Source organism: Burkholderia sp. HAN2018 (assembly GCF_024704855.1).
GTDB lineage: Bacteria > Pseudomonadota > Gammaproteobacteria > Burkholderiales > Burkholderiaceae > Burkholderia > Burkholderia cepacia.
On the sequence record NZ_QOBB01000462.1, the window covers coordinates 1 to 2,175 of the forward strand.

Here is a 2,175-nt window from a genome sequence, read left to right on the forward strand (position 1 = left end):
CGTCGTCGAGCCGTGAGCCGGCGCCCGGCGCGGCTGCTGCTGCGCCCGCGGCGGTCTGCGCGTGCGCGGCGGCGCAGCAAAACAACGCGGCGGCGGCGAGCGTGGCGAATGGTTTCATCGGTCTCCTCCTTCGTTTCGTTCGATATGAGCGTCCGATCATAACGGAGCCATCGCGCGCGTCATATGGCCGCCATCGCGCCGGCATGCGCAGCCTTGCGGCGGCTGTCCGGTAAAATGCCGCTTTGCCTTCGCACCGTCGCTCCTACCGTGGCCCATACCCTGCTCAACGACACCTTCCTGCGTGCGCTTCTGCGCGAGCCGACCGACTACACGCCGATCTGGCTGATGCGCCAGGCCGGCCGCTACCTGCCCGAATACAACGCGACGCGCGCGCGCGCCGGCAGCTTCCTCGGTCTCGCGAAGAATCCCGACTACGCGACCGAAGTGACGCTGCAGCCGCTCGAGCGCTTTCCGCTCGACGCCGCGATCCTGTTCTCGGACATCCTGACGATTCCGGACGCGATGGGCCTCGGCCTCGACTTCCAGGTCGGCGAAGGGCCGAAGTTCGCGCATCCGGTGCGTACCGAGGCCGACGTCGCCAGGCTCGCGGTGCCGGACATCGAGGAGACGCTCGGCTACGTGACGGGCGCGGTGCGCGAGATCCGCCGCGCGCTCACCGACGGCCAGGGCCGCCAGCGCGTGCCGCTGATCGGCTTTTCGGGCAGCCCGTGGACGCTCGCGTGCTACATGGTCGAAGGCGGCGGGTCGGACGATTTCCGCACGGTGAAGTCGATGGCGTATTCGCGCCCCGACCTGATGCGCCGGATTCTCGACGTGAACGCGCAGGCCGTGGCGGCCTACCTGAACGCGCAGATCGAAGCGGGCGCGCAGGCCGTGATGATCTTCGATACGTGGGGCGGCGCGCTGGCGGACGGCGCGTACCAGCGCTTCTCGCTGGACTACATCCGCCGCGTGGTGGCGCAGCTCAAGCGCGAGCATGACGGCGAGCGCGTGCCGGTCATCACGTTCACGAAGGGCGGCGGGCTGTGGCTCGAGGAGATCGCGGCGACCGGCGTCGACGCGGTCGGGCTCGACTGGACGGTCAACCTCGGCGCCGCGCGCGAGCGCGTCGCGGGGCGAGTCGCGCTGCAGGGCAACCTCGACCCGACGATCCTGTTTGCGCCGCCCGCCGCGGTGCGCGAGCAGGCGCGCGCGGTGCTCGACAGCTACGGCAACCATCCGGGCCATGTATTCAACCTCGGGCACGGTATTTCGCAATTCACGTCGCCCGATCACGTCGCTGAACTCGTCGACGAGGTGCATAACCACAGCCGCGCGATCCGTAGCGGAGCCGCCGGCTGAACGCAAGCGCTGTCATGCTGCACTGCGGGATGACAGCGTTTCGTTTTCGGCGCTAAACAGGGCGCAACCCCGCACCGGTTGCCGATTCAGTGCTTGTCAAGACTTGACTTATACACATTTTCCTCGTTGCAGCGCGGTAGAGCCCTGTGTCGGTCAAATTGCCTCGCTATGGTTCGGTAATTTGAATAGCAGCCTTATGGAATAAGGCTCCGCGGGGCACCGTCGCAAACGGCGAAAATCAGCGGAAAGCGCGGCCCCGCGTGCGTTGCGGCCCGTGAGCGGCGAGTTCTCAACAAAGTTATCCACAGGCTGGGCAGGGTATACGGCGATTCCTAATGCGAATCCAAAACTTAGCGCCGAATCTGACGTTTTACTTTAAGTCCGCCGCCACGATGCGGGCGCGGATGCCGGCCGCCCGTCTCGATGCGGTGCATGCCGCCGCCGGAGCGCCGCGATGAGCGGCACCTACCTGCGCGTCGCGCTCGACCATCCGCTCGCCACCCTGTTCGACTATCGCTGCGACGCGCAACCGGCGCCCGTGCCGGGCACGCTCGTGCAGGTGCCGTTCGGCAAGCGGCAGGCGGTCGGGCTCGTCTGCGAAGTGACGACTCACACCGACGTGCCGCCGTCCCGGCTGCGCGCGGTCGACGCGATCTGCACCGACCTGCCGCCGTTGTCGCCGGACTGGCTCGCGCTCGTGTCGTTCGCTGCCGATTACTACCAGCGCGGGCGCGGCGAGGTCGCGCTGCCGGCGCTGCCGCAGGCGCTGCGCGATGCGGGGCGCTGGGGGCGGCTGCTCGCGCCCGAGGTGCG

The 2,175-nt window shown here is 68.2% G+C and carries 1 protein-coding gene and 1 pseudogene; both read left to right on the forward strand.

Going from position 1 to position 2,175, the window contains the following annotated elements; translation table 11 throughout:
- Window positions 1-267: 267 nt before the first annotated feature.
- Window positions 268-1,362, forward strand: coding sequence for a uroporphyrinogen decarboxylase (gene hemE / locus DPV74_RS40965; protein ID WP_281507973.1), 1,095 nt, complete (start codon window positions 268-270; stop codon window positions 1,360-1,362).
- Between the two features lie 454 nt (window positions 1,363-1,816).
- Window positions 1,817-2,175: pseudogene (locus tag DPV74_RS40970) on the forward strand (primosomal protein N'); the annotation flags it as partial.